Origin of the sequence: Vibrio sp. 10N.222.52.B7 (assembly GCF_041474275.1) — a bacterium.
Lineage (GTDB): Bacteria > Pseudomonadota > Gammaproteobacteria > Enterobacterales > Vibrionaceae > Vibrio > Vibrio crassostreae_C.
This window is the reverse complement of the sequence record NZ_JBFRTU010000032.1, coordinates 89,569-115,631: the sequence shown is the minus strand read 5'-3', so window position 1 is coordinate 115,631 and position 26,063 is coordinate 89,569. Positions and strand designations below refer to the sequence as shown.

The window sequence follows — 26,063 nt, the reverse complement described above, 5'->3', positions numbered from 1 at the left end:
ATGAAGCAACGCCAGATTTGAGTTGAAGGGTTGTCGCTGACGTATTCCAGCCCCCTTTTCAAATTAGAGAGCAAAGCTCAAGTTACTTAAATCGAGGTTGAAAACCGTATCGTCAGAGCAGATTATGTAAGCATGAAATTCAATTAAATCTGGGTTCTTCACATGAAAAAAGAAGTGATACTGTTTGATATAAACGAAACGGTTTTAAATTTGGAGTCATTACAGCCTAAATTTAAAGCGGTGTTTGGAAAGGAGGATGCATTATCACTTTGGTTTTCAAAGCTTTTACACTCTTCAACGGTTTGCATCGCAACAAACGTAAAATCTACTTTTTCTGAATTAGCGAATGCAGCGCTCAACGCTATTGCACAACGGTACAAGTGTGATTTAACGGCGGAAAGCAAAGGTGCCTTGTTAACTTCTTTTGCCAATCTACCACCGCACACAGATATCAAAGCGTCTTTGCTCAAATTGCGCGAGAACGGGTTTAAAACCGTCGCTTTTTCCAACTCATCCCTCGATCTCATCACTTCTCAAATCAAGAACTCAGGCTTAGAAGATTATTTCGACACCGTCATTTCCGTTGAAGAAACAGGCAGTTTCAAACCCAATTCAGATGTGTATAACTTTGCAGCCGAAACTTTAAAAGAGCCTGTCGAAAACCTTCGTCTTGTCGCTACTCATGATTGGGACACTCATGGTGCGCTATCCGCTGGCTTACAAGCAGCCTATATAGACCGAACAGGAGTTGAGTATCATTCCTTGTATTTGAAACCGGAGATTAGCTCAAGGACGATGAATGGTGTGGTGGAACAAATAATTAAGCACAATTTAGACAAGTAAAATCTCAAGAGACTTTTCTACTCCTGATTCGATACAACCACCCTGTAGTGGTCAACAAATTCCGGACACTGACTTAACCGCTTTGATCAACCTTGTGTTGAACTGCTCTGGTTATAGAGACGCTGTCGGTTACCTAAAAACTGCAGTTACCTAGCAACAAATATAAGCTAGAAACTACTGTAAGAATGAGGAACGCGTTTGTCTTCATCCCAGCCTGATAGCTCAATATTGATCAATGATTTGCGCTGCTCATTACACAGTGAAGCGATATTGATGATAGGCAGTTGACTACGAAACTGCGCTGTAAGGATGACCTTTTTACTTTCGTTAAGGCTGCTTCTGCATTGCCGCAAAATCGCTTCAGTATCTAGTTGGTGTGCGTTCTCGATAATCTGGATATCAGCGTTCTCTTGATAGCACTCTATCAGCCAAGATACCGCAGGCTCTTCTATGCTGGTGAGCACGATGACATCTTTTGTTGTGACCAATTCTTTGAGTTCAGATAGTTTGAGTTCAGTTTCCATAGTTACCCTCATTCAGCAGCAAATACATTAAAGTCGATTGCCCAGTTTAGCCTGTGCTAAGTGGTAGCCTCTGTCGATCATCTCTTGTGAGCGATCAAACTCTAGGGTGCCACAAGCATTGCGTGGGATCTCAAGCGTGATATCGGCGGGGTAAGCGGCCAACTTTTGGCGAGCAATGGTCGATTGCATCGCATCAAATGCTTGGTTGGCAATATCGTAAAAAGCAAAGTTGAAGCTCATTTTGCTTTTTACACTGCTACCGAGGTTATCGATAAAATGCACAACCTTCTCATGCAGGTTGCTCTCTTTTGTTGGCAGGGAAACCGGTATCACTTCCTGTTTAACCATTTCAGGTTCACCACCTAAATTCACAGCCAGTGTAAAGTCTGTATTATCACCAAAGGTAGGCGCAATCGGTACGGGATTAAGAACGCCGCCATCAATCAGCACTTCTCCATTGATAACGTGAGGGGTCAAGAACAGTGGCAAAGAGATAGAGGCGCGAATGGCATCAAACAGAGAACCTGATTGCAGCCAAACCTCTTTTTCATCGGCGACGTTAGCGGCAACTGCGGTATAAGGGATGGGCAGATCTTCAATTGAAATCTCGCCGATCAGTCCACGCAGAGTGTCGATGATCTTGTCCCCTTTGAACATACCACTCGACTGCCATGAAAAGTCCAACAACATCGCCATATCACCTTGGTCGATACTGGTGACCCACTCTTCAAATTCATCCAACTTGCCCGCAGCGTAGACACCACCGATAAGTGCGCCAATTGAACAGCCAGAAATGGATTTTATCTGATAGCCATGCTCAATTAACCAGCGGATGACTCCAACGTGAACCAAGCCTCTTGCGCCACCACTGCCAAGTACCAATGAGATCGTTTTTGCCATCATATTAATCCTTTAGTTTTAAATTCTAGGTGGGCTAACTCGCCGATTTACCAATTCGCCGATCTCAACTCACTGAATCACTCTCAGTCCATACGGGTAATGAAGGTTTGCTCGTCATCGACAAAAGCCACGTAGTCGCCGTGATAGATAAAAACCCGACCACGCCCTTCAACGATACACGCAAGCTGTGGGTTCAAATCTTCTTCAATATCTCTACTTTGAAAAGTGCCGGTATCGGTGATCACACCGCGGAGTTTAGGCAAAAATCCATAACTGCGTTTGGCTTGATCAATCAGGCTCAACTCGCTGGCGGTAGAAAAGCAAGCTGGGATTGGGCCTGCATCTTCGATAAACATAGTTTTCAGTTCTTCAAAGGCTGTAATTACCAGCCAGTCGATGCCGTTTACGTGATGGATAAACATTGTTTATAAATACCTAGTTTCTCGATAACTCTAATGCGGAGATTCTATCACTATCAAGTGCAGAACGTGGGAGAAATTAAGGGACTACAAATAACCAGACACATACTATCTACAGGGTCTAATACTAGTCGTCCGACTCTACGACTAATGTCTAACCGACTGAGTCTATTTGTTTTTTTTGGTTTGGTATAAGGTACTAACAACTAAATGTTAATGGGTTTTTAATTATAAGTTGACGCATTGTTTGCACTTCATACCGTGAGTCAACAACGTTTGTTGGAATAACACACCTAAGAGTGTGAACGAAAGGAATCAAAATGAGCACTACTTTAGAGTCCGCACATATACAAACAGAGAAGCCTCAAGCCAATGAGGATGAACTCACCTATGAACAACAACATAAACCAAGCTCAGAGTTTGAATCCCGAGAACAGTATCTAGAACACGAATTGCAAATCATGTCGCCTAAGCGCTGGCGTCCAAATTTGCCGTTTAAAGATTATCGATTTGAGATAGAAGACACCATCCCAGCGATGGCGGCGACCATTGGTAAAGTGGTTATGGTGGGCGCGATTGCAGCCACCTTTGCTGGGGCTCTCGGATTAAATGAAGACTTCATTCTAGAAAACGTTCGTTATGAACTGCTCATCGCCTCTGTTTTCATTATTATTTTCTCTGGCTTTTTATTGCCGACTGCAAACCTCGCAGGGACCCACGGCCCACTTATCCCTTTGATTCCGATTGTGGTTGCAGCAGGTGGACACCCGATGGCGTTTGGCCTGTTGATTGGCGCTTTTGGCCTCATCTTAGCCATCAGTAAAGGTGGCAGCATGTTGGCCAACCTCACCAGTAAAGGCGTGTGTGGCGGCTTATTGCTCTACCTCGGCTTTGTTGGAACCGCCTCTCAAGTGAAAAAGCTTTTCGCTTGGGCTGAAGGAATCGGTATGAGCCACATCGCGTTTGTGGTGATCTTTTGCACCATTATCTTGTACGCGCTACTGGAACACTTCCGCAAACGTTGGTTAGCAGTACCTCTTAGCTGCTTGTTGGGTGGTACGATCGCATTTGCCATGGGAGCGCCATTTGCTTTCCACACTGAGCCAGGCTTGCCTAACATGAACCCTATGTATTGGTGGGGAGAAGATACGGGTTGGATGCTAGGCCTACCGACGATTGAACACTTCATGGTGGTATTGCCGTTTGCGATTCTAGCCGTGGCGATGTGGTCGCCAGATTTCTTAGGACATCAAGTATTCCAAAAGATCAGCTACCCAGAACGTACCGAAAAAGTACACATGAACATCGACGACACCATGACCACGGCATCAATTCGTCAAACGTTCGGTTCTCTGCTTGGCGGTACTAACTTTACATCTTCATGGGGTACTTACATCGTACCAGCGGCGATAGCTAAACGCCCTATTCCTGCTGGCGCGCTGCTCACAGCTCTGTTCTGTATCATCGCCGCAGTTTGGGGTTACCCGATGGATTTAGCTATCTGGCAACCTGTACTGTGTGTGGCGCTGATTGTTGGGGTATTTGTGCCATTGCTAGAAGCTGGAATGGAAATGACGCGTGAAGGAAAAACCACACAGTCGGCAGCGATTGTTGTGTTCTCTTCAGCGCTCGTTAACCCTGCATTTGGCTGGGCTCTCACCATGCTGTTAGATAACTTAGGCTTAGTCGGTTGTAAAGAACGTAGTAGTGAACTGAGTAAAATGAGCCGCTGGGTATTGCCTGGCATTATGTTTATTGTGCTAAGTGGTGTAATGGCGCTGGTTGGCCTTCTACCGGGCATACCAGCGATTATCCCGAGTTTTCGTTAATATCGATTAATATCGATTTTTGGTCGAAACACTAAAAGGCCTCGCAATCGCGAGGCCTTGTTTTATCTAAGTTTCAATGAACGAGCACCGAAGTAATTGGTGATGGTAAACCACATCAACTCGAGAGCCATTCATCCAGTACTTTGATGAATTTAGGATTAATGAGATAACCGATGGAAGCATGTGGATTGCTTTTCCCGTTGCGAATATTGAGGTTATAAATCGGGTGGATATCTTTCATTCCACCGGGTATTAGATCCAGTTTGAGCATATCCTTGAAGTCATTTTTAATTTTGCTGTCATGAGAGATAAAATCATCTTCTGCCGATATGTTTATCCATTGCTGAATGTTTAACGGGTACTTCTTCTCATCTTTCAAGCGGCTCCCTTTTAGCCTATCTTTTACGTTTTCATCTCCTAACGGTGACCCGAGCGTAAGCAATAAGTTGACCTTCTTGTCCGCACCATAGTCGTGTCTATACTCTCCGTAATGAGACAGCTTCCACAACACGTCATAACTGATCATCGACCCAAGACTGTGCGACACAATCATCACATCATCCTGATTATCAAGCGCTTCCTTCAGTTCAACCATTAGCCTATGCCTGACATCGCTACCGAAATAGGTATCTTCATACCAATAATGCGCCATATCCGGCGCGACCTTTGTTATGAGTGTCTCAGCCACACCCAGCTTTCCAAAAAGCGATGAAAAAGTATCTGCTAACGCCTCTTTCAGAAAACCAATTTTAGATACCTTGTTATACGTTGTTTTATTGAACTGGCTTGTCTTGTACTTTTTGAGTTCAGACAACGCTTGCTGACGACTTGCAGGGTCTTCCGTTGGTTTGTCTAACAATGTGTTTGATAGCTCACCGTAATAGACAAACCGTTTATCGACATCTTTAAAAGCTTGTAATGAGCTTGAGTCTCCACAATCTCGCTGCAAACCATGTTCTATAGCCTCGTACCAGAGTGCTTGAAGGGGAGCTTTATCGGGCTTTTGAGCGCGACCATGAATGAATATTATTTTCTTAGCCATAGCAGGACGTCCTAAATTACATAATTAAAGTTATTATTATCAATAGTAAGCATCTATTAGATTAGGCCAGCCCCTACAAATAAGTGTGATTACGATTGCATATCTAAATAATGATTGATAAATAATTTATATAACTATGAGGTACTCGTTTAAGGACCATAAACGAGTGACAGGTGCGAACATTACTCGCAAATTGGGAATGAATGTCGCTAGCAAAACCTCCAACTACAAAAAAGCCCCGCAATCGCGAGGCCTTAGTTTTTTCTATCAACGATTAACTACTATTTTTTAACAATACAGCGCCCTACTTCACCGCTTTAATCAACATCGTGTGAATGGTCCTAGTAGACCAAAGCCTCCCCCTCTAGCTCCCCCTCGAATGGAGTGACCCGATCTCTTGAGATATAGGAATGAGGGGGAGAACATTCTTTGTCGCTGAACATATAGCAGCACTTGTCACGATCGGTATTCAGTTCCTCCCCTTTATCGTTGCCAACAAGAGATTGGAGATGTAAACCAAGGGGAGGTTAGGAGGGGATTATCAGCCTATTCTCACGTGCAACAGCCCTACTTCACTGACTTAACCGCTTTCATCAACGTTGCGTTGAACTGCTTTGGTTGCTCAAGCATTGGGAAGTGGCCTGAGTCTTCAATGTAGTACATGCTGTAATCTTTGATGTGTTTCTTATTCGCTTCTGAGTCTGTTGGCCATAGGCGAGCGTTCACTAATATTACTGGCACGTTCACGTTCTCATAGACGCGGTGTGCTTCGCCTGTTACGTATTGGCCTAGATAATGGCGGAACTGGTTTATCGCGATAGCTGGCGGTGCTGATGCCATGTCTTGCGTTACCCAGTAAAGTAAATCCGTGTCTACGCCTTTTGGTAGCGAGTCTTTCACGAACGCAGTAATGCCCGCTTGGAAGTCTGCTTCAAACGGTTTGGTCATTACGTCTAGGTCGCTTTGTGATACAGCTAGTGCAACGTTTTGCGATGTGTCGACACCAATAATGCCCTTCACTCTTTTCGGCATCAGTTTTGCGGCTTCTGCAATTACGCCGCCAGCCATAGAATGACCAACTAAGATGACGGATTCGAGTTGTTCTTTCTCAATTACCGCTTTGATGTCTTCAGCGAATGCAACCATGGTGTACTCTTCGCGGTTGAACGATGAGTTGCCGTGCCCGGCTAAGTCCATAGTGATCACTTGGTGCTGCTTTGAAAACTCACTCACTTGGTTTTGCCACAGCCTACTGTCTAAACTCCAACCGTGAATGAAGATTAACGCTGTATCCCCACTCCCACTTTTGCCATACGCAATTTGCTCACCATCGTGAGATATCGCAATACCGTACTTAACCATTGAATAATGAGCCATGGCATTCATGCTACCAAGCGCCATGAATACCAAGAGTGTGATGTTTAGAATTAAACGTTTCATAGTGTCTCTCTACTTACTTTAAAGGGAACACAGAAAGTGCCCCTCTCAATCAATATAGTCACTATAAAGTGTGAAGTTGTAGACAGGTCAATAGAGATTTAGATCAAGACCTCTTCTTCGATGGTGACCAGATAATTTCTGCTCCCCAACTTTGCTAGGTTATTCGCAGCCATCAAAGGTTGATGTCGTCATATAGGATTAATTTCAGCATGTATGCAATCAGGTTAGATAAATACTGGTAAAGTTATTAGGTTGCAGAAAGAGTTTTTCGGCCTTAACGCCAACATAATTAAAACTAGCTACAAATAGTGGTGAATTGACATTTAGTTTCGGGTAGTCATCTCCTTCATGTAACTTATTTACTTCTTCGGGTGTTAGATGAATAAATTCCGAATTAGTATCTACGTGTACTGAGACAGGAATAAAATTGTGTGCATTACCATACTCTTCAATTATATGCTCATCAAATACGTCCTCAGCCCTATTCCTTAAATCTTCATAAGCATATTCATGGTGCTTTAATAGCTCATAGTAAAGCCATAAAACATGCTCACCAATTAGAAGAGTTTTGGTATAGTCTACATAAGGTACACACTCTCTGAATTCGTTCATTGATATTACTCTAGGCTTTTTACTTCCTAATTTTTCCGAAACGGCTACATTCTCGTCATTTTTTCTAGAGTTCAACTCACGCAAAGCTTCAATGAGGTTTAAGAAATTATCGTCTAATTCTTTCAACGCTGAGATGTTTAGATAATCGTAGTCCACAGGGTTCCCACCTGCATAGCTTTTATCTTTACTGGCATGAACATTAAGAAACATCAACTCCTTTAAATCTAGAGGCGTGTATTCATCCCTGAGCATAACCATTGGTAAATGGCTTGTTCTGCCTGCAGTATCCATAATGTAGCACTTAGAAAAGTCGTCAAAATGCTTGTGGAGAAACATCAGTCTGGATTTCAATTGGCTTAAAAGGAGAACATACGATTTGTATTGTGTGACTCTCTCTTTTTTGACCCTGTCAATTTCAATACCATTAAAAGCAACCAATGCCGTGATAACAGCAGCAAGAACAGCCCCTCCAATACCAAGCCATGACAAAGCAAACTGTTCATTCCAACCAACCGAATATACGAAACCTCCCACAGTAAATATTAACCAAGCAAAAAAGCATAAAACAGGATACTTCAATACAAATAGTTCTTTCATTTAATCTAACTTTAACCTTTAACGTAAGATAGGTTGTTATTCTTGTGCCTAGTATTTCTATGTGTAGTGCTCTTCAGCGATATAATGATTGATGAGAGCTTGTTTAAAAAATCACTGGATGTGTTTTTATCTAGAAGCTTTTGTAAATCAAAAATGTCCATCCCCTTGCTGAACTAGCGCTGTAATACGAAATTGCCGCGAGTAAGTTACAAACTGCGTCGAAGGTTTTACATAAGAACGACAAATCTGACATACTTAGTTGACTCTACCTGCTATTGGACACCGTCAGCATTGGTAGATAAATGAATACTAGTTATGGTTAACAAAACCCAATTCACCTATCGAGTCCCTAACAGCCGCCATATCTTCTTTAGCGAGTAACTCGTGATCTAAAGCCAACACTAGCCTCTTCTTAGCACGAGTAAGAGCGACATAAACTTTTTTCCATTCTTTATTAAATCGACTCGCTTCACTAATACCATTTTGGGTCAAGTATTTCAGGGTATTAGAGCTGACTATGACGACACAAACATCAGCATCCAATCCCTTAATAGATTCGATACTTTGAACTTTGAATTGAACGTCATTTCCCGAACAAGAATTGCACAGCTCATACAGTTGAGCGTAATGCTGATCTTTAAGTGTCAAGCCATGACTGGCTTTCAGCCTATTAATAGCAATTCTTGCACCGACTTCGGCGACATCGTCCATAAAGTCAGAAAAAGCTGCTTTGACAAACAAAGCTTTGTCTTTCTTGTGGTTAGAATCACGAATCATTTCCTCGATCTCTCTTGGGAATGCGTATTTGTGTTTAGACGAAGTTGTATAGCGACCATTCTTTTTGTCGATACAAACAAGTTGTTTTGCATCTAAGTAGTTAGTTATTAGCTCGTCATATCGTCCGTCAGTCGATTCAATGTACATGAGTTCACCAACCATTTCTGATAGTGACTCTTGTTGCTGATCTTCATAACAGAAGTTGTTTGAGACCACTAGTATTTCAGTGGGTACTCGTCTGGTTTGATTGTTGATCGGTAGTATGGTCGCGTATTCTTTTGGGGCTACTTTTCGAACAAAAGCATCAAGATCTTGGGGAAACTTGATTGCTTGTTTTGGATCTCCGATCATGTATACATCAATATCGTTGCAGCCTAGAACTTCGAAAAAGCGGAGTGCATCTTTGTCTAAGTCTTGAACTTCGTCGATGAATATCTTGTCAAAGCAACTTCCTAGAATAGCTAATAGTCTGCGGACTTTTGCTTTCTTCGCTCTGTTGCTGTGCTTGCTGACGGTTTCATCAACAACTTGTTTGGCGATGTTGTATACGCTCTCTGCATGAATGATGTTTTTATCTTTTAATCGCTTTAAGTGCCAGTTTTTGAATCTAACATTACTCGGTAGCATCGTTATTGATGCATCGTTATAAACATCACCGAGAGTGAATGACGAGAACGGATAGATGATTTCGTTCAACAAAAAGCTATGTACTGTCTGTATACAGAGATTCGACGGAATAAAGCCATGTTGTTTGATTATCTCTTGCTCTATCTTCGCTATTGCAGTGTTGGTGTATGTCAGTGCAAATGTCTTTTTGTGACTAGTACAAGCTTCGATGTGATCTATCAAAGTCTTTGCTAAGCCATAAGTTTTTCCAGCACCTGCACCAGCAATCTGTACTTCTATCATGATACCGCACCAATAACCTCAGCGATGTGAGCCGGTAACTTAATATCCAGTGGGTTCTCTTCATCAACCATCGCATCACATACATCAAGCATTCTCGCTGTCTTACCATTAATCATGTGCTTGGACACTACTTCGAGGTCGCCTTCCATTTCGAATAAACCATTCAGCAGAGCTAGGTTGTCTTCTGCTTCTACTAAATCAATCTCGAGTGTGTAATTTGTTGTTGTTCTTACAGTGACATTCGCATGCGCTGTGTCATAAGCATTATGTTTGGCTTTAGCTGCATCTGAATTGTCATAATCACGGACAACACCAATTTTCTTGTTCTGGTTATCTTTGTTCAAGTTAAGCCATATATCTAAGAAAGTGGTGTAGCCTCGTTGACCAATTGGAATAATATCAATGTCGTTTAGGGCTGGTTGCTTAGACAAGTAAGTGCTGATCAGCATTTCTTCAGTCGGCCCCTCTACGAGAATGACTTTGTTCGCAAACAGCAACTTTAGGATGTCGAAGTTAGGTCTCTTTCTTAGGTAGTCAACTAACTTAGTTGGAGTATCAGACAGACTAATTGCTTTCTCGCCAGTAAACGCCAGCACATTAGAGATCTTCAGCTTGTTGATGATCGATGGGTTATGGGTCGAAATGATAGTTTGTACAAGCGAGCCGCTGTTGCTTGAGCTTTTCTCAATGAAGTCTCTTACTAAACGAAGATTGTTAACGCTCAAGTGTGCTTCTGGTTCTTCTATACAGCACAAGTTGAATGTATCACCACATGACTTGTAGTAAGCAAACAGGATGAGTATGTAGATAAGATTTCGTTGTCCCAAGCCCTTTTGGTACAGAAATTCATTACCGTATTTCAAAGTGATGTTCGATAAGATGTTCTTCAAGTTAGGCAGGTTAGGAGTGCATTCAAGCTGCTTGATAATGCTGTCGTAATTCTCAAAATCGTCATTGATTCCAATGACTTTGTCGAATGTTTCAGTCTTTTCTATAGCACTAAAGAACTCAGAATAGGCTGTATTGATCTGACCTTTGTCGTCATCGTTGAGAGTGTTCATAAGCAGCTTGGTGAAAATGCTATTGGACTTCATTGAACTGCTTTCTGAAAAGTCATCTCGCTCGGCATTGATACTATGAACACTGACGTGTTTTAAGTCACTGTATGCGATAGGCTTTTCGTTGTTCACAGATACGATTTGGTAGTCATATAGCTCAACGGGTAGAGTAAACCAATTAATATCATCTAAAGTCTTACCAACGAGCGACTTCTTCACGACCTCAAGCAAGTCACTGTCGTCTTTAGGCTTAAAATCATACCTGATTTTGTATTTTTCTTCATCGCCATCAGCAACAATCCATTTAGCTAATAGAGCGGTTTCATAAGCATCTTTCGGATCTGCGAACTCTACGGTTACTGATACTTTAGGGATCTTTATCAGCTGATTTTCTTCAGTATCTTCATTGATGATTGAATTAAAGAATTCAATCACTGAATCTTTGTTGATATCAGAAACACTCAAACGCTTCTGATTGAAGTCTATTTGGTTGCCACTCAACGGTAACGCAAGGGCGGTGAAAAAGTTCGTCTTACCAGTATCGTTTTCACCAATAACAACAGTTAGCTTTTGAAGCTGTGCTTCGAAAAAGCGGAAGCTCCTGTAGCTGTTGATCGTTACCTTTTTGATATACATAATAATTTCCCTAGAAAGCATATAAGCGCATATGCCACTAATGTACTACAATTCATGTGGTTGCTGTATTGATCTAATACTTGTTTGTACCCAAAGGTGATGGTTCGTAACTCTGAATTATCCAATACTGAGATAACACCCGATTCCTTACCAAACAAAAAGGCCTCGCAATGCGAGGCCTTTGGTTTTCTATCTATCAGAAGAGATTAATCGCGAAGTGCTGCGCCAAATTTCTCTGAGATTGAAGCTACGATAGCATCTACTGAACCAGCGATGTCTGCATCTTCAAGTGTGCGCTCTACAGAGTGTAGGCTAAGTGCGATTGCTAGTCCTCTCGAAGCTACCTTGATTTTTTGAAAACCTAAGCTATATCTAATATGCACTAACAAACATATCAATAAGCGTCACAATGCTAGAATACGTTGAGGAGTACTGATGAAATATTTTTACACATTTATTTTAACTACACTCATAGCAACAGGTTGCTCTAGTGTCGGTATACCTATCGACAACAACAAAAGTAACTATGGTTACCACCCACTAGACCCATTGCCAGTAAATATTGTTGCGACGAGCGGTAAGCCGCCAACGAACCAAGAGTTGTTAGAATCCTTACCAGACGAAACTATGCGAATCGCTATAGGAGAACTTGATTCAAAAGGAAGCTTAACTTACGGGCCTGCAACCGTTGGCGTAGCAGGAAACAGCTACATAGTAATACTCGACTATATGAAGTTTAATACGAATGCCTTACCCGTCATTGTAACGAGCGATGATTTTGGTCAGAAGTCAGCAAGCCTTACAAAAGATCGTAATCAGGCCAATGTAATTGTACCTACTTATATTGGTATAGGCTTACGAATGACAGCAAATATTAAGGTGAACAAAGGGAAAATTAACCTTGGAAGCCTTTTCGCTTTAGGAGCTGCGGCAGAGTCAAAACAGATCTCTGGTTCTATGGTTATACAAACTTTAGGGATTAGTGGTGAGAGCATTTCATCAATAATGCCAATGCCGAGTGAGATTAGTTCCACAACAATTCAGAATGCAATATTGGCATTGGGAACGATGAAGGCCAAAATGTACGATGACGACACACATATTACCCCGCGAGTTATAGGTGTTTATAATAATTTAGGAGGTGGTTCTGAAACCATTAATGGATTTATTTCCACCATGCTTCAAAAAGAACAGGATCTTAAAGTCAATCAAACATCTAATAACTAACAATTCCAACAAAAAAGGCCTCGCAATGCGAGGCCTTTGATTTTTCTATCTATCAGAAGAGATTAGTCGCGAAGTGCTGCGCCGAATTTCTCTGAGATTGAAGCTACGATAGCATCTACTGAACCAGCGATGTCTGCATCTTCAAGTGTGCGCTCTACAGACTGTAGGCTAAGTGCGATAGCTAGGCTCTTCTTACCTTCTTCAACGCCTTGACCAACGTATACGTCGAACAGTTTAGCGCCAGTTAGGAATTCGCCACCAGCAGCGATACACGCTTCTACGATGTCGCCAGAAGCAACTGCTTCATCAACAACAACGGCGATATCACGACGGTTTGCAGGGAACTTAGATACAGCGACTGCTTCTGGAAGCACGCGAGTGTTGATAGCTGCCCATTCGATTTCGAATACGATAGTGCGGCCGTTAAGACCAAACTTACGCTCTAGTTCTGGGTGAACAGTACCAATGATACCCACTTCTTTGCCGTCTACTACGATAGCCGCAGTTTGACCTGGGTGAAGTGCTGGGTGCTTAGCTGCTTTGAAGCTGTATGCGATTTCGTTTGCAGAAAGCTCAAGAACGGCTTCTAGGTCACCTTTAAGATCGAAGAAATCTACAGTGTTAGTTGCAATGTCCCAGTGCTCTTCGCCACGAGTACCAGAGATAACGCCCGCAAGCATCATTTCTTGGCGCATGCCGTTTTCAGCTGTTTCTTCAGGGATGAAACGTAGGCCTGATTCGAATAGACGAACGCGAGACTGTTGACGCTTCTGATTGTGAACAACTGTGTTTAGAAGACCTTGAATTAGGCCAAGACGCATTGCTGACATGTCCGCAGAGATTGGGAATGGCAGGATTAGCGGCTCAACACCAGGTACAACAAGTTTTTGCTGTTCTGGTTCTACGAAGCTGTATGTGATTGCTTCGTGGTAGCCACGGTCTACAAGAAGGTCACGAACGCGCTTAAGCGGTTGGTCAGCTTCTTTGTGGTCATTCATTTTAAGTGCCGCTTTAGGCGCTTGGTTTGGAATGTTATCGTAACCGTAGATACGACCTACTTCTTCAATTAGGTCTTGCTCGATTGCGATATCAAAACGCCAAGATGGAGACGTTGCCGTCCAACCTGCGTCCGTAGTCTCAACTTCACAACCTAGGCGAGTAAGAATTTCCACTACGTCTGTAGATGGGATTTCGTGACCTAGTAGGCTGTCTAGCTTAGCGCGACGTAGAGCAACTACGTTTGCTTTTGGTAGATCAGCTTCAGATTCGCTGCCGTTTACTGGCGCAACTTCACCACCACAGATTTCAACTAGAAGCTGTGTTGCACGCTCCATTGCTGCTGCTTGAAGTGTTGAATCAACACCACGTTCGAAACGTAGAGAAGAATCTGTGTGAAGGCCGTAAGCACGTGCGCGACCACGGATGTGATCCGGTGCGAAGAATGCTGCTTCAAGAAGTACGTCTGTAGTTTCAGTAGTCACACCTGAATCTTGACCACCAAAGATACCAGCGATTGCTAGTGCTTTGTTGTGGTCAGCGATAACAAGCGTGTTGCTGTTTAGTTCAGCTTCGTTGCCATCTAGAAGTGTTAGCTTTTCGCCCTGCTCTGCTAGACGAACCACGATACCGCCTTCGATCTTAGCAAGATCAAATGCGTGCATTGGTTGGCCTTGCTCTAGCATCACGTAGTTTGTGATGTCTACAACTGGGTCGATTGAACGGATACCACAACGACGCAGTTTTTCTTGCATCCAGATTGGTGATTCCGCTTTCACGTTTACGTTCTTAACCACACGGCCAAGGTAACGTGGACAAGCATCAGTTGCTTTGATTTCAACAGATACTGTGTCTTCAATGCTTGTTGCAACAGCTTCAACTGTTGGCTCTGTAACGTCTGCGCGGTTTAGTACGCCAACTTCACGAGCAAGGCCACGGATGCTGAAGCAGTCTGCGCGGTTTGCTGTTAGGTCTACGTCGATAGTTACGTCGTTAAGCTCAAGAAGCTCACGTACGTCCATACCTAGCGTTGTGCCTTCTGGTAGCTCAAGGATACCGTCAGACTCTACGTCGATACCTAGCTCAGAGAAAGAACAAAGCATGCCGTGCGATGGAACGCCACGTAGTTTTGCTTTCTTGATTTTGAAGTCACCAGGAAGTACTGCGCCAACTGTTGCTACTGCTACAGTTAGGCCAAGACGACAGTTAGATGCACCACATACGATGTCTAAAAGTTCTTCTTCGCCGATATCAATTTTTGTAACTTGTAGTTTGTCTGCGTCTGGGTGCTGACCGCACTCAACCACTTTACCTACTTTAACGCCGGTGAATTCACCAGCAACAGGTTCTACATCGTCAACTTCCAAACCAGCCATAGTGATTTGGTGAGCTAGCTCTTCGCTGTTAATTGCAGGTTTAACCCACTCGCGTAGCCAAGATTCACTGAATTTCATAGTTTTGACTGCCCCGGATTACTTGAATTGTTTAAGGAAACGAAGGTCGTTCTCGAAGAACGCACGAAGGTCATTTACGCCGTAACGAAGCATCGTTAGACGCTCTACACCCATACCGAATGCAAAACCAGAGTATTTCTCAGGGTCGATGCCAACAGAGCGAAGTACGTTAGGGTGAACCATGCCACAGCCTAGAACTTCTAGCCATTTGCCATCTTTACGTTTCACGTCAACTTCAGCTGAAGGCTCTGTGAACGGGAAGAATGAAGGACGGAAACGCACTTCAACTTCTTCTTCAAAGAAGTTACAAAGGAAATCGTTAAGAATGCCTTTAAGTTGTGCAAAGTTTACGTTCTCATCAACTAACATACCTTCCACTTGGTGGAACATTGGCGTGTGAGTTTGATCGTAGTCGTTACGGTAAACACGACCCGGAGCAATGAAGCGGAATGGCGGTTTGCCGTTTTCCATCGTACGGATTTGAACACCAGAAGTGTGCGTACGTAGCATTAGATCAGGGTTGAAGAAGAAAGTATCGTGATCAGTACGAGCTGGGTGATCGTCTGCGATGTTTAGTGCATCAAAGTTGTGGAATGCATCTTCGATCTCAGGGCCAGACTCAGTGCTAAAGCCAAGCTCACCAAAGAACTGTTCGATACGCTCAACTGTGCGTGTAACTGGGTGAAGACCACCGTTCTCAATGCGACGACCTGGTAGGCTCACATCGATAGTTTCTTCAGCTAGTTTCGCTTCAAGCTCTGCACGTTGTAGTGCGTCTTTGCGAGCTGCGATCGCTTGTTGAACAGCACCTTTCGCTTTGTTGATCTCTTGACCAGCAGTGCGACGCTCTTCAGGTGGAAGTTTACCTAGGCTTTGTAGTTGAAGAGTTAGTTCACCCTTCTTACCTAAATACTGAACTCGCACTTCATCAAGTGCGACTAACGAATCTGCTGTATCAATAGCAGTCGTTGCATTAGCAATGATCTCTTCTAGATGTTGCATCATTTCCTCATCTACCAGTTGGTAGTGTCCGTATCGGATGATTAGTTTTTTTAGATAGCTACACATAGTAATCAAACACGCAACCAATGCCAAATTGAATCGCTAAAAGAACAAGTTATTGCCTAAAAACACGGCAAATTTAACAGGATATTAATGAGGAGTAGGAAGAAGTGGAACAATTACAGGTTCCACTTCTTAATTTGGAAATGACCTGAAGGCTAGATCTGAATAGAACAAACGCTGTTCTTCCCTGCGTTTTTTGCTAAATAGACGGACTCATCCGCCGCTTTAATCAATTCGTTCATGGTTTCGAATTCTTGGGTCATTTCAGCGACACCGACACTAATACTGCCAATCCAAACTTGATGACTGGTTTCAACCTCTAATTCAGACACTTTCTGTCGAGCGGTTTCCGCGATGTACATCCCACCTTTAAGGTCGGTGTTTGGGCAAATAACCAAGAACTCATCGCCACCTAACCGGCAAACAATATCATCATTACGGAACGTGTTTTTCAGTTCACGCGAGAGGGTTTGTAGCACCAAGTCGCCTGCATCATGGCCGCTGGTGTCATTAATGCGCTTGAAGTGGTCGGCATCAATCATAATACACACTAAAGGCATGCCCAGTTCTTTGGAGTCTTGCCAATGCAGCGCTAACTGTTTAAAAGCACTACGACGGTTATGCAAATTAGTAAGAGAGTCGGTTAATGACAGTTCTTCAAGTCTCTTATTCGCTCGTTTTAATTCTGCCGTACGTTCCTCAACTTTATCTTCGAGTAACTGGTTGAAGCGTAACAACTGTTTGTTTCGTTCAGAGACTTGTTCAAACAGGCCGTTAAGCGCAGCCAACAGCGGGACAGTCGCAGAATCTTGCTGCTTTTCTTCCGCTTCAAAGGCTTGCAGAGGTGTCGCGCCCTCTTCTATCGCGGTCATTTGTCGCGCCATGTTTTGGTCGATGCCGAGGATGTGGTAAGCAAGCCAGTGGATCAATAAATCAAGTAACTGCCGTGCTGACGACTGATCTTCTTCCATGATGAAAGCTTGCATACTGTAGATATCTTGCATAAATACACGATGCACTTTGATATGCTCTTCAATGTGTCGCTCATACACACCGCAATCTCTCATCAAAGATTCTTCTTCTTTAAAGTGAAATTCGGCATAACATGTGAGATCGAGTAAAGCGACGTTTATGTCGTCGATAGAGATAGTGTTCTCTGACAACAGATTTCCGTAGTGGTTGATAATACCAACAAGATATTGATGCTGTTCATCTACAACACCAATGCCTGTTTCAAAGTTTTTATCCCAATTAAATGAATTCATAAATCCCTTAAGGCCGATACCACCAGCACGATTTACATGCATATTCGGAGGTTATAGATACTGAAAAAATATAACCATTTTACCTGTAGGTTTATTCGATTGTTTGATCCACTTTATAAAAAGACGACTTTGAACATTCTAAATATGGCTCATCTTAAATTTGAGACGTCCCCCCCAACAGGAACGCCCCACGAAGCTAACATTAGAAATAATATTCCAACGCCATCTCAACAAAGTCATCCTTGCGTGCGAAGAACAACAAGTCCTCTGGGGTTTCGTTCTCAAACAACCAAGCATTCAGTCGCCACTTGAGATTGTTGTTAATACGGCTCGATGCCTCTAGCTTGGCACTGTAGACATCACTGTTATCTAAGTCTTGAGTGATACCAGTAAGCACTTCGGTGCCGTCTTCATCGTTCAAAGCGAAACGTGCCCCAAGGAACACATCATTTTGGCCGATGGTTTGGGCATTGTTGCCTCGGCTGTCATACAGGTATTCAGCGATGAAGCCGATGTCCCAATACGATTCAAGCGCTCCAACCCAAGTGTATTCAAAGCCTGTGACTACGCCTGTGTGGTTGTCGTAGCTGTCGCGATAAATGCTTTCTAGCTTCCATAACCAGTCTCCGATAATGCCTTGCACATCCAATCCGAAGTGTTGCATTTGGGCGTAGTATGGCTTGAGTTGATTGCCTTCCACACGGTAATAAGGGTCGCGGTTTGTGCCACCTAAATAACTTAAACCGACATCCCAATCACCGTACATTTGGCTGTAACGCAATGCCACATCAACGTGTTTTTCTTCTCGTGAAGATTCGTAAAGCGCATCGTCCGATACTGGCACGGTTGGCCTTAATCGACCGTCTTCGCCTGCGAAGGTACGCTCACGAAAATACGGCAGTAACATGGCGTCTATGGTGCCCCACTCTTTTATCGAGGTGAAGTGCACCATAGGCTGACCTAACTTGGATTCGCCATCGACCGATTCAATGGCATCGGTCTGGTTTACCACATCCACTAAATGCGCCGATTCGGTTACGCCCCAAAATACCTTTCCAACACCCGCTCGCAGTTCGTAGTCGTCCCAGTAAGAGAGATACAAGGCTTCGCGAATATCACCATGAGTTCGTTCATCGTCTTCACTGTCTAGGCGATAAAACGGGGTGAAGGTAATGCTGCCGTTGCCCTCTTGTTGCTCCCAGTAAAACTCTGGCTGCAACACCAGTGAGCTTTGTCCTTTGTCTTGCCCTTGTAAGCCGTCGCTAAAGAACTGCCTATGTTCAAGGTTAACCTGCCCTGCTAGCTCCGGGGTGACCTGTTCTACGAACTCAGAGCTAAAGCCTGCCGCCACACAAGGCAACGACACCTGCATAAGCCCGACGGTCGCCGCCAAGGTTAAGGATAATTGGGTTCCTGTTGCCACAATCCTTTTCATATTCCTGCCTTATTTCGCACGTTTTAGTGTGTTCTTTTGGAAATCCTTGTCTTTAAGACCGGTCTGGAACACTAAATCTGTCGTGGTTAATACGGTGCTTTTGCCTGTTTGATGGTTTTGCATCGCCATGGTGTGTGCGCGCCAGTATTGGTTTAGGTACTGTTTGTAATCTTGGAACGATAGAGTTTTAAGCAGTGCGCCTTTGCGGTCGTAAAACTCAACTTTCATTGGGCGGTAGTGCTGTTGGTCTAGCCATACCTTTTGCATGGTGTAGCCTGAGTTTTTATCGGTCGGTACTTGCTCTAAAACAAAGGTGTCTACGCCTTCCAGTTTCGCGTCTTCAATGTAGTTGAAGGTGTACTTTTCAAGTTCAAACGAGCTTAAGTCCTCATACGCAAATTCACTGCCCATAAACGGGCCAGATTTGTTGCGTGAAGAGATGCGTTTTACACGCTTGAGTGCAGGAAGATACAACCACTGGTCATCGGATTTGGTGATGTGCGAATGGTTTAGGAAAGCCGTGCCTTTTACGTCGCGTGGTTCATCAAAAATGGTTAAGCCTTTGTCGCCATCGTCATCGACTTCCAAAGATTTCAATCGCATCAGACGTGTACTGCTTTCGCCCTGTTTGTTGCGAAGTAGCATCTCCATGGTCGCGACAGAATCGCCCCACCCCATATCGACGGCTTTGCGTTGTTCGGCAATTTCTAAGCCTTTCGCTGGGTCTGCTAATGCTGGGAAAGCGGCGAATGTGCTCAGTGCCAACGAGCTAACAGTAAGTAATGTAGTAGCGAATGTTTGTTTAACGCTTTTCATAAATATCTCCTTGAGTCAGCCCACCGCAGCAGGCCGACGTTTCCTTATTTGGTCGAAGTAGTCAGTTCGGCTGTCGATCTAGGCTGCGACTTGGTATCTGGCTTTGATTCGTGCTGAGTTTTAGCTGAATAGTGGGTCTGTTTGTCGAAGATCATCAGTAAGCTTGGTAGCAAGATGAAATCGACCACCAGCGCAATGAAAATCACAATCGCGCTGAGTAAGCCCATGTCGGAGTTGAGTCTGAAGCTCGACATCGCCAGTACAGAGAAACCGGCCACTAGCACAACAGTGGTGATCCACAAAGCGCGACCTACGGTGTGGAAAGCGTATCGAACCGCTTCTTCTGCTGATTTCCCTTCGATTCTTGCGCGCTGGTATTTACTCAAGAAGTGCACCGCATCATCAACCACGATGCCCAACGTGAGCGTGACCACGACTGACAAACCGAGGTTGATTTCACCTGAGATAAGCGCCCATAAACCAAAGCCAATGATCGCAGGCGCAATGTTGGGCACTAGGCTGATCATGCCTAAGCGAACCGAGCGCAATGCAAAGATCATCAAGCCAGAGATAAGCACTAGGGTGATAGGCAAAGTTGATAGCATGCTCGCCATGTTGGTTTCGCCAATATGAGCAAACATCAGTGACGGGCTCGAAGCCACCACTTCATATTGCGGTGCATTGGCTGCAAACCATGAGTAAATACGCTCTTCGAGTTCGACTAGCTCAACGCTGCCAAGGTTATCGACGGTGAGTACCATTTTGATCGATGATTTATCGACGTTGATCTGGTTGTTCAAGTCCAAGCCGTACGGCAGAGACATTTCGTAAAGCAGCAGATATTGCGCGGCAAGTTCACGGTTCAGCGGTAGCTTGTAGTAGCTGTCGTCGTCGGCATGCATATTCTTGTTCAAACGCATGTAAACATCAGAAAGCGTGGCGACATGGTCGGTTTCTGGTTGAACACGTAGCCACTCAGTAAAGTCACCAATCGCTTGCAAGAACACAGGATCAGCAATCGCTTGAGACTCGTTAGTTTTCACTGCGATACTGAGGGTTGTCATGCCGCTTACGGTCTCTTCCATGAAGTCGGCCGCTTGTCTGAATTCACTTGAGGTATCGAAATACTTCACCGATTCATCGTTGACTTTGTTGAGCGGAATTAACGCGGCAGCGCCAACAATCACTAGCGTAGAAATCGGCAGCAGTGCTTTACGGTTAGTTACGACAAAATCGCCCAGCTTATCCATGAAGGTGACTTTGTCTGCCGCCTTAGGGTTGGCAGGTAGGCGTTTGACTGGCAGCAGTTTTAGCAACGCTGGCAACATAGTCACAGACAAGAAGCACGCAATAAGTACACCCAGTGTCGACAAGTTACCGAAATCACGCAGCACTGGTGAGTCCGACATGTTCATCATCAGGAAACCAATCGCAGTGGTCACCGAGGTGATCAGAATCGGCATCGCATTGAGCTTGATGCTGTATTGAATGGCTTGTGCTTTCTCCATACCGCGCTGCATAGCTTGTCTCATGGTCACAATCACGTGAACACAATCGGCCACCGCCAAAGTTAAAACCAAGGTTGGCACATTCACGGTTGCGGTACTCAAGAACATCCCTGCCCAACCAGACAATCCCATGGTGGCAACAATCGAAGAGATGATCACAATGAGCGTCGCCACCACACTAAAGAACGAGCGCAGCATAAAGGTCAGGAACACCAGTACCACCAACAGCATCAAGGGAACGAGCGTTGAGCTGTCTTCTTGAGCCGAAGTCATAAATGCGTTGTTCATGGCTATGATGCCCGCTTTATGGAATTCGACATTAGGATACTGAGCTTGGTACTTGCCGATCATGGTATTGATTGCCGCAATCACCTCTTGCACTTCTGCGGTTTTGTCCACTTCTGGCAGTTGCACGGTGACGTTCACAATCGTCACATCGCCAGAGGCCGACACCAAGGCATTCTTAAGCAACGGCTCGTTAAGGGCGATCTGTTTTACTTTGGCGATGCGTTCTGGTGTGTGTTCGTACTCTTCATACAGCAAGTCTTCTACCAAAAGATCATCTTCAATGGCTTCGGTGTGCTGATAATTAGCAAGGGAATCGACACGGCTTGAATACGGGATCTGCCACGCATCAACCGTGAGATTTTGAATCAGGGTGAGAGTTTCAGGGGTGAAGACATTGCCATCTTCAGGTGCGACAACAATCGCAAGGTTGTCGGTTTTTGCAAAGGTGGTTTGGATTTCATCGAACGCCATCAACTGCTTGTTGGTGCCTTCGAAGAAGATGTTGTAGTCCCCTCTAAAGTAGAGGTTCTTAGCCCCTAATGCAGAGAGAATGATGATTGAAAACACCACCAGCAGAACGATAAACGAACGCTTGGTAGGTATTGAGTGCCAACTGTTTAGATCTGTGTTTGCGCTATCAGCATTAGGGTTATCTCGGTTTTGCTGATCGAACGTGGGCTTCTGGCTGTCATGTTTCATCACAGTCTCCATTTGTGACGATTCGTCATATTTGTGTCATAAAAAGCCAGCCGAAGCTGACAAAAGACACAATGCTTAGTCAAACACTCAAGAAAACAGCAACCACAGTCGGTCAGTCTCAAGTTTGTGACGAATCGTCAAAAATGGTTATTAATAAACCCACATGTGTGGGCTTAACGGAAGCTATCGACCTACAGACTCTAAGTAAGCGATCTCTTCACTGAACAGTTCTTGTTCTACACGACGCCAAGTTTTGCGGTAATCCCAGTCACTAGAAAGGGGCTGCCAATTTAGGCCGTCTAGAATCATGTTCGCGTTGTGTAATACTGAATACGGGTCTTGTAACCGCTTAATACAATGACTGTTTGATGCGTTCTGTGACAAGGCATTTGAACCAAATGCGATTGACCAGTTAGCAAAAACGATGGCATCTGAGCCAACGCCAGAAGAGAACTTTAGGTCACCCGCTTCTACCGCTTGGTTAACCATAGAGTCGCATTGTTCAATCACCAACTCTTCCAGTTCATTCATCTCGGCGACGCGTGCACTAGACGCTTTCTCTAGTACCCACGGGCTTTTAGCCATGATCGCACAGGTTGATAGTACCGGTTCCATGCGAGCATAGATTCGGTAAGCAACGTGCAATGCGACGATCTTTTCACGTGTGTTGCCTTCAAACTCTCCAGAGCGAGCAAACATCATTGCTTCTGTCTTGAGAGAGTGAATACATAACGCTAAAACGACGTCTTCTTTGCTGCAAAAGTGATTGTATATCGTACCTTTAGAATAAGAGCTCGCTGCCGTTAGCTTGTCCATCGTGAGGTTTCCGAACCCTTGTTCTCGAACCAGATCTTTTGCTAACAACATCAACTCTACTTCTCGGTCTGCAATAGACTGCTGCTTTTTAGACAACACGCCTTTGCAACCAAAGATACCTTGTTTATCGCCTTTACAACCAAAGCCAAACATAATTTTTTAGTCCGTATATGAGCTTAGCCGTTATCTAAGCTTCGCCAGTATTTAAAACACTCCTATCCAATATATTAACACGAATAGTAAATTCATGTAGTTAACCATTTTGTGACGCTTCGTCATTTCTGACTTATCGTCATAATAGCGCAAGTATTGATCATATCAAGGGGTTTTATAAATTAAATACATTTTGTGAATGGAAAGAGAATAAATGGGATATAGCTAAGAAAATCATCAATAGTTGACCTAAAGAGAAGACTTTAAAAGAAGACCTGTATTGTGACCAACAGAATGTGGACGCGAATTGGGCATTCTTAACCTAACAAAGAATGTAGGCACTTTAAGCTGCTATGCGTATTCATGCCCAATGATTCCTAGCTTAAACCACAAGAATGAATGACTGTAGGCTTACTTTATGGGGCAGACGTCTCCTTATGGTCAATATTTGGCTTACTAATGCCGTTTTCTGTTAAGTTGCTATAAATTCGGTAAGGGGTGACTTACAATAGTGACAACGACTTACCTTTTTTGAGAACACGATATTGAGCGCCAAATATTCTTATTTAGCTTGGCAAGTGAATACTTCTAGCCCTGCAGAAAAGCTGGTTTTATTGATGCTTGCAGACGGTGCTGACGAATTCGGCTACACCAATGTGTGCCTACAAACAGCAGGTCAACTTTGTGCTCTCTCTACGTTTGGTTTAGCCGACTGTCTTAAGTGTTTAGTCGACCAAGGTTTTCTCGATAAGGTAAAAGTAGATTATCGGGATAAAAAAGAGATTCACGTTTTCAAAATGCTCATTGAGCAAGAGCAAACTGCGGCGCACGTTGAGGTTCAACCGACCAATAGTATTCCGGTCTACTCTACGGCACCTGCACCTGCACCTGCACCTAAGTTTCAGCCTGCTCCGGCACCAATGCAACATATGCAGCAGGCCCCTCGCCCACAAGGTCGAGGCTCAATGAACAGCAACACCGTCTCTACTCATGATCTCAACGAAGAAGAGATACCATCATGGGCAGAACGTGCGTTTAAATTCTCCGGTTTGACCGGTGACCATAGTTTAGTATGGAAGAAATTTGTCCTCTGGTATAAAGCCAAAGCCAATGAATTAATGCCATTATCTCGGATTGAATCCAAGCTGCAGTACTGGCTAGTTAACGAGAAGCAAAATGAAAGACAACAACAGCAGAAGACCTCTCAATATTCAGGAAATGCAGGACAAGCTCAAGGAAATGGGTATAGACAAAAGCTTAGCCCATCTGAACGCTTCAGGCAGCAGCTCATTCAAAAAGGCAAAAAGCCAACCTTCTGAGCCTGCTGTATCTGACGTTCCTGCACGATCTGAAATAATTGAAGCAAAAAGCACTGAAGTTAATGTAGCGGCTGCACAAGCTGCGGATTCTGGTGCGTCTCAACAAGTACCTGTTGTTGATCAAGATCCTGCAGAGCTGGAACTAACCGATTGGTGTATTCACGTGTTCGGCTCTTTCTTGAGCGTGTACGAAACGCAGTGGGAATATCAGTACGGTAGTGAGCCAAGCGGTAAGTTCATTGAGTTTGCCAACTCTGTTGATTCAGACGGCCTTAACCGCGTTTTAATGCACTGCCACGAACGTATTCAGCTTGGCAACAGCTGGCCGCCGCAAATGGGTGAGCTGTGGATCCTGAAAGATTCTTTAACTGAAGAAGAGTTGCTGGATAGCCGTATCCGTGTGTTGTCTCGCACCGCTGCCAACAAAATTGAAAAATGGCTGATTCAGAACAAACTGTATGACTTGAAGCGTACGGCTGAAAACAAGCTGGATGGTCTGTTTAAGAAGTACTACTTGGAAGCAAAACGTTTAGATGAGAAAGGCATGCTGGAAACGGAGTTGCCGCAATTCCTGCTTGCCGCTAACTCAGTGAAAAACCTAAACGATTTAAAACGTGAAGAGTACGAAAGCCAGCACGGCAAAGCGATTAACCCAAGAATCCAGCGTATTCTGAACAGTAAAAAGTAACCGTCTACCCGCTGCCTGTTAGAAGAAAACAGAGTTGCAATTACCCGGTTAACAGATACAAAAATGCCAGCTATCAAGCTGGCATTTTTTATGAATTCTAACGAACTCTTTAACGACTATCCGACCGTTATTTACGATCGTTTTACTGATTGATTACAGTAGGTGAATAGTTGCGTTTAGAGAGAAAACGCCTGCGTCGTCATCTTTCATTTTGAAGTTTTGGTAGCTAGCGCCTACAGATAGTGGACCGAAGATGAAGTATTCAGCGCCTACAGCGTACATTACGTCTACATCGTCTTGCTTGAAGTTATCGCCTTTCACTTCGTATGAGTGAAGACCACCCTTCGCGTATACGTGAAGAGGACCGAAGTCGATGCTTGGTTTGATCGCTAGGTAAGCAGTGCTTACGTCAACACCTTGTTTAGCACGGTTGCCGTAGCTAACGTTGTCGAAAGAACCTAGATCCCAGTAACCCGCTTCAACACCGATTAGTGGAAGGATACCTGTACCTACGTGGATGCCCACCGCGTTTTCATCTTCACCAGCGAATGAGTTTTGACCACCCATTACACCGCCGTACAACCAAGAATCAGCCATTGCTGTTGAAGATGCACCTAGTAGTGCTAGTGCCAATAACGTTTTTTTCATATTCGACCTTTTTCGTCCTAGTGGCAGGCCTTGAGTGGTAATAAATTGCCACCAAGTCGCCCTGTATGTAATAACTATTCAATTAGTAATGCAATAAGCA

22 protein-coding genes are annotated in these 26,063 nt (G+C 44.1%); 5 read left to right on the top strand and 17 right to left on the bottom strand.

Annotation, left to right across the window (positions count from 1 at the left end; translation table 11 throughout):
* The first annotated feature begins 162 nt into the window (after positions 1-162).
* Positions 163-843 carry a haloacid dehalogenase type II gene (locus AB4512_RS11340; protein WP_017065459.1) on the top strand — a complete coding sequence of 227 codons (681 nt, stop codon included), beginning with the start codon at positions 163-165 and terminating at the stop codon, positions 841-843.
* Between the two features lie 167 nt (positions 844-1,010).
* On the opposite strand, the gene AB4512_RS11335 is transcribed toward AB4512_RS11340, so the two are convergent.
* The 3 genes from AB4512_RS11335 to AB4512_RS11325 form a co-directional block, all read right to left on the bottom strand.
* Entirely contained in the window at positions 1,011-1,379 is a 369-nt protein-coding gene (locus tag AB4512_RS11335) for a hypothetical protein (protein WP_372174923.1), read from the bottom strand.
* A 15-nt stretch (positions 1,380-1,394) separates the two neighbouring features.
* On the bottom strand, positions 1,395-2,267 hold the full coding sequence (locus AB4512_RS11330; protein ID WP_017070388.1) for a patatin-like phospholipase family protein: 873 nt from the start codon (positions 2,265-2,267) through the stop codon (positions 1,395-1,397).
* A gap of 83 nt (positions 2,268-2,350) precedes the next feature.
* Complete coding sequence (locus AB4512_RS11325; protein WP_017059071.1) at positions 2,351-2,689, bottom strand: hypothetical protein; 339 nt, start codon at positions 2,687-2,689, stop codon at positions 2,351-2,353.
* 317 nt (positions 2,690-3,006) lie between these two features.
* On the opposite strand from AB4512_RS11325, the gene AB4512_RS11320 reads away from it, so the two are divergent.
* Positions 3,007-4,515 (top strand): DUF3360 domain-containing protein, encoded by a 1,509-nt coding sequence (locus AB4512_RS11320; RefSeq protein WP_017065456.1) that lies wholly within the window; start codon positions 3,007-3,009, stop codon positions 4,513-4,515.
* Positions 4,516-4,630: 115 nt separating this feature from the next.
* On the opposite strand, the gene AB4512_RS11315 is transcribed toward AB4512_RS11320, so the two are convergent.
* The 6 genes from AB4512_RS11315 to AB4512_RS11290 all read right to left on the bottom strand — a co-directional run bounded on the left by AB4512_RS11315 (position 4,631) and on the right by AB4512_RS11290 (position 11,969).
* The gene (locus AB4512_RS11315) at positions 4,631-5,557 is read right to left on the bottom strand and encodes a hypothetical protein (RefSeq protein ID WP_372136592.1); all 927 of its coding nucleotides are present in this window, start codon (positions 5,555-5,557) and stop codon (positions 4,631-4,633) included.
* Positions 5,558-6,124: 567 nt separating this feature from the next.
* Complete coding sequence (locus AB4512_RS11310) at positions 6,125-6,997, bottom strand: alpha/beta fold hydrolase (RefSeq protein ID WP_372174922.1); 873 nt, start codon at positions 6,995-6,997, stop codon at positions 6,125-6,127.
* Between the two features lie 219 nt (positions 6,998-7,216).
* On the bottom strand, positions 7,217-8,206 hold the full coding sequence (locus AB4512_RS11305; protein ID WP_372174921.1) for a hypothetical protein: 990 nt from the start codon (positions 8,204-8,206) through the stop codon (positions 7,217-7,219).
* 309 nt (positions 8,207-8,515) lie between these two features.
* Positions 8,516-9,892 carry a UvrD-helicase domain-containing protein gene (locus AB4512_RS11300; RefSeq protein ID WP_372174920.1) on the bottom strand — a complete coding sequence of 459 codons (1,377 nt, stop codon included), beginning with the start codon at positions 9,890-9,892 and terminating at the stop codon, positions 8,516-8,518.
* Positions 9,889-11,586, bottom strand: coding sequence for an ATP-dependent endonuclease (locus AB4512_RS11295; RefSeq protein ID WP_372174919.1), 1,698 nt, complete (start codon positions 11,584-11,586; stop codon positions 9,889-9,891). The genes AB4512_RS11300 and AB4512_RS11295 overlap by 4 nt, the downstream gene beginning before the upstream one ends.
* A gap of 206 nt (positions 11,587-11,792) precedes the next feature.
* On the bottom strand, positions 11,793-11,969 hold the full coding sequence (locus AB4512_RS11290; protein WP_372174926.1) for a hypothetical protein: 177 nt from the start codon (positions 11,967-11,969) through the stop codon (positions 11,793-11,795).
* Positions 11,970-12,021: 52 nt separating this feature from the next.
* On the opposite strand from AB4512_RS11290, the gene AB4512_RS11285 reads away from it, so the two are divergent.
* A complete protein-coding gene (locus AB4512_RS11285) occupies positions 12,022-12,813 on the top strand; it encodes a hypothetical protein (RefSeq protein WP_050643236.1) in 792 nt (263 codons plus the stop codon).
* Between the two features lie 62 nt (positions 12,814-12,875).
* Here AB4512_RS11285 and pheT read toward each other — a convergent pair whose 3' ends face one another.
* From pheT to AB4512_RS11250, 7 genes are all read right to left on the bottom strand, one after another.
* Positions 12,876-15,263, bottom strand: a complete 2,388-nt coding sequence (gene pheT, locus AB4512_RS11280) for a phenylalanine--tRNA ligase subunit beta (protein ID WP_372174918.1) — start codon at positions 15,261-15,263, stop codon at positions 12,876-12,878.
* Between the two features lie 18 nt (positions 15,264-15,281).
* Complete coding sequence (gene pheS, locus AB4512_RS11275) at positions 15,282-16,265, bottom strand: phenylalanine--tRNA ligase subunit alpha (RefSeq protein ID WP_004734764.1); 984 nt, start codon at positions 16,263-16,265, stop codon at positions 15,282-15,284.
* A 218-nt stretch (positions 16,266-16,483) separates the two neighbouring features.
* Positions 16,484-17,593: a GGDEF domain-containing protein gene (locus AB4512_RS11270; RefSeq protein ID WP_029235308.1), complete on the bottom strand. Its 1,110-nt coding sequence runs from the start codon at positions 17,591-17,593 to the stop codon at positions 16,484-16,486.
* A 202-nt stretch (positions 17,594-17,795) separates the two neighbouring features.
* Positions 17,796-19,028, bottom strand: a complete 1,233-nt coding sequence (locus AB4512_RS11265; RefSeq protein WP_372138746.1) for a hypothetical protein — start codon at positions 19,026-19,028, stop codon at positions 17,796-17,798.
* Positions 19,029-19,037: 9 nt separating this feature from the next.
* Positions 19,038-19,844 carry an outer membrane lipoprotein-sorting protein gene (locus tag AB4512_RS11260; protein WP_136974813.1) on the bottom strand — a complete coding sequence of 269 codons (807 nt, stop codon included), beginning with the start codon at positions 19,842-19,844 and terminating at the stop codon, positions 19,038-19,040.
* Between the two features lie 44 nt (positions 19,845-19,888).
* The gene (locus AB4512_RS11255; RefSeq protein WP_372174917.1) at positions 19,889-22,351 is read right to left on the bottom strand and encodes an RND family transporter; all 2,463 of its coding nucleotides are present in this window, start codon (positions 22,349-22,351) and stop codon (positions 19,889-19,891) included.
* Between the two features lie 171 nt (positions 22,352-22,522).
* Positions 22,523-23,308, bottom strand: a complete 786-nt coding sequence (locus tag AB4512_RS11250) for a TetR/AcrR family transcriptional regulator (RefSeq protein ID WP_004741595.1) — start codon at positions 23,306-23,308, stop codon at positions 22,523-22,525.
* Between the two features lie 545 nt (positions 23,309-23,853).
* Here AB4512_RS11250 and AB4512_RS11245 point away from each other — a divergent pair.
* The gene (locus tag AB4512_RS11245) at positions 23,854-24,627 is read left to right on the top strand and encodes a hypothetical protein (protein ID WP_017070878.1); all 774 of its coding nucleotides are present in this window, start codon (positions 23,854-23,856) and stop codon (positions 24,625-24,627) included.
* Positions 24,548-25,315 (top strand): hypothetical protein, encoded by a 768-nt coding sequence (locus AB4512_RS11240; protein WP_372174925.1) that lies wholly within the window; start codon positions 24,548-24,550, stop codon positions 25,313-25,315. Before AB4512_RS11245 ends, AB4512_RS11240 begins: the two co-directional genes overlap by 80 nt.
* 153 nt (positions 25,316-25,468) lie before the next feature.
* Here the strand turns inward: AB4512_RS11240 and AB4512_RS11235 are convergent, their stop codons facing one another.
* The gene (locus AB4512_RS11235; RefSeq protein WP_274134781.1) at positions 25,469-25,963 is read right to left on the bottom strand and encodes an outer membrane beta-barrel protein; all 495 of its coding nucleotides are present in this window, start codon (positions 25,961-25,963) and stop codon (positions 25,469-25,471) included.
* Between the last annotated feature and the right edge of the window lie 100 nt (positions 25,964-26,063).

Bases quoted from the DNA above. Each gene is read 5' to 3' on its own strand.
- AB4512_RS11260 (WP_136974813.1), bottom strand. From the start codon at position 19,844: ATGAAAAGCGTTAAACAAACATTCGCTACTACATTACTTACTGTTAGC.
- AB4512_RS11325 (WP_017059071.1), bottom strand. From the start codon at position 2,689: ATGTTTATCCATCACGTAAACGGCATCGACTGGCTGGTAATTACAGCC.
- AB4512_RS11240 (WP_372174925.1), top strand. From the start codon at position 24,548: ATGGGTATAGACAAAAGCTTAGCCCATCTGAACGCTTCAGGCAGCAGC.
- AB4512_RS11295 (WP_372174919.1), bottom strand. From the start codon at position 11,586: ATGTATATCAAAAAGGTAACGATCAACAGCTACAGGAGCTTCCGCTTT.
- pheS (WP_004734764.1), bottom strand. From the start codon at position 16,265: ATGCAACATCTAGAAGAGATCATTGCTAATGCAACGACTGCTATTGAT.
- AB4512_RS11305 (WP_372174921.1), bottom strand. From the start codon at position 8,206: ATGAAAGAACTATTTGTATTGAAGTATCCTGTTTTATGCTTTTTTGCT.
- AB4512_RS11285 (WP_050643236.1), top strand. From the start codon at position 12,022: ATGAAATATTTTTACACATTTATTTTAACTACACTCATAGCAACAGGT.
- AB4512_RS11250 (WP_004741595.1), bottom strand. From the start codon at position 23,308: ATGTTTGGCTTTGGTTGTAAAGGCGATAAACAAGGTATCTTTGGTTGC.
- AB4512_RS11320 (WP_017065456.1), top strand. From the start codon at position 3,007: ATGAGCACTACTTTAGAGTCCGCACATATACAAACAGAGAAGCCTCAA.
- AB4512_RS11310 (WP_372174922.1), bottom strand. From the start codon at position 6,997: ATGAAACGTTTAATTCTAAACATCACACTCTTGGTATTCATGGCGCTT.
- AB4512_RS11300 (WP_372174920.1), bottom strand. From the start codon at position 9,892: ATGATAGAAGTACAGATTGCTGGTGCAGGTGCTGGAAAAACTTATGGC.
- AB4512_RS11340 (WP_017065459.1), top strand. From the start codon at position 163: ATGAAAAAAGAAGTGATACTGTTTGATATAAACGAAACGGTTTTAAAT.
- AB4512_RS11265 (WP_372138746.1), bottom strand. From the start codon at position 19,028: ATGAAAAGGATTGTGGCAACAGGAACCCAATTATCCTTAACCTTGGCG.
- AB4512_RS11235 (WP_274134781.1), bottom strand. From the start codon at position 25,963: ATGAAAAAAACGTTATTGGCACTAGCACTACTAGGTGCATCTTCAACA.
- AB4512_RS11270 (WP_029235308.1), bottom strand. From the start codon at position 17,593: ATGAATTCATTTAATTGGGATAAAAACTTTGAAACAGGCATTGGTGTT.
- AB4512_RS11330 (WP_017070388.1), bottom strand. From the start codon at position 2,267: ATGGCAAAAACGATCTCATTGGTACTTGGCAGTGGTGGCGCAAGAGGC.
- AB4512_RS11255 (WP_372174917.1), bottom strand. From the start codon at position 22,351: ATGGAGACTGTGATGAAACATGACAGCCAGAAGCCCACGTTCGATCAG.
- AB4512_RS11335 (WP_372174923.1), bottom strand. From the start codon at position 1,379: ATGAGGGTAACTATGGAAACTGAACTCAAACTATCTGAACTCAAAGAA.
- pheT (WP_372174918.1), bottom strand. From the start codon at position 15,263: ATGAAATTCAGTGAATCTTGGCTACGCGAGTGGGTTAAACCTGCAATT.
- AB4512_RS11315 (WP_372136592.1), bottom strand. From the start codon at position 5,557: ATGGCTAAGAAAATAATATTCATTCATGGTCGCGCTCAAAAGCCCGAT.